Annotated in this window: 1 protein-coding gene; it reads right to left on the bottom strand. The window is 30.4% G+C overall.

All coding sequences use genetic code 11. From position 1 onward, the window contains the following. Nucleotides 1-503: 503 nt before the first annotated feature. Nucleotides 504-1,136, bottom strand: coding sequence for a hypothetical protein (locus tag ACFIL3_RS10145; RefSeq protein ID WP_375682225.1), 633 nt, complete (start codon nucleotides 1,134-1,136; stop codon nucleotides 504-506). Between the last annotated feature and the right edge of the window lie 248 nt (nucleotides 1,137-1,384).

The raw sequence follows: 1,384 nt of genomic DNA, 5'->3' as shown, positions 1-1,384 counted from the left end.
AAATTGGCTAAAGCTGAAGAATTAGGTGTTGAGGTTATCGATGAAGAGGCTTGGCTACAGCTGATTGAGAAACATAATGTTTAGAGGATGTTTTCTAGAAGATGCATATGCTGTTTGTGTGGTTATCTCTCTTACATTTTTGGGGGGGATGAAATCAAAAAGGAGATAAAGGGGCTATTTTTTGCAAACATAGAACGCCAATATATTTTGATATTTATTAAGTTATTAAAAATGATTAACGCTGAGCTTAAATATTAAACTTAAACTATTATGATGAAGAATATGCAAGGTTATTATTAGTAAAAGATATAAATTATTACTGTGAAGAAAGGTAAAATTTTTGAACAAATATGTAGAATTTAATCCAAAATGCCGTAATAAACCGATTATAATGACGTAATAGAAATGTAACGCGGAAGATTACAAAATATAATAAAACATTCCGCTATAAATGAATAAGGGATATAAATGCGAGTTGTTTATTATGTTGAATTTATAAAAGATTACTGGTACCTATACTTATCAGGCATTATTAGATGGTACACTTGTCCAATTTCATTACAAAATTTCGGATATTCGCTAATGCGTCTAGCAGCATAATTTTTTTCCTGACTTCCTTCATCTCTCTCAAATTTCTCAGCATCGGAAATTTCGTTTATTAGAGCTAGTATTTGGACTGAGAATATTTCAGAATTAAATACCATTCGTGCGTATCTAAACATTGGATCTGTCGAGTTCATGACTAAATTTTTTGCCCAAATGAAATCGTTTTCTTTCCAATTATATTGAGAATGTAGCTTATGTATGTAGGTAGGTAGGTATAATGCTGGAAATTTTTTATTGTACTCTCCCTGTAATAAGTCCACAAGGCATGCACACCAAACAACTTTCGCATGGATAAGATTTATATTTTCAGGAATTAGTACTATCATCCCAGGGCTTAGAACATGATATACACCATAACTCTTATTATCCAGATATTTTTTTGCAATTTCTAGGCGCTCTTCGTATATATTATCAGGATATTGTGTCTTTACGTACTCTTCGTATAATTTATCGTACTGATTTTGAGTAATGACTTGATTTTCAGAAAATAAAGCAATAGGAACTCGCTTAAATTTAGTAATTTCCTTCAATACAGAAGGCCCAATATAGTATCCAAATAATAATATTACGGAATAAAATAAAATATACGCATTAAGATAGTCACTTTATTTCTAAAATACTGGATAAGGAAAGGATATAGATTACTAAGATCTGTGCTTAAGATTTTGTTAACTAACAAGCTATAAGACACACGTTTTATTGTGTATTTTTCAGAGCATTTGTAAAACTCTGTAGAGAGTTTGAATCTTCTTTATTTACGTGACTGTTTTTGTGTTAT

It is taken from the genome of Bartonella sp. CE47NXGY, assembly GCF_042195415.1.
Taxonomy (GTDB): domain Bacteria; phylum Pseudomonadota; class Alphaproteobacteria; order Rhizobiales; family Rhizobiaceae; genus Bartonella.
Note: the sequence above shows the minus strand (reverse complement) of the source record. Positions and strands in the feature narration are given on the sequence as shown.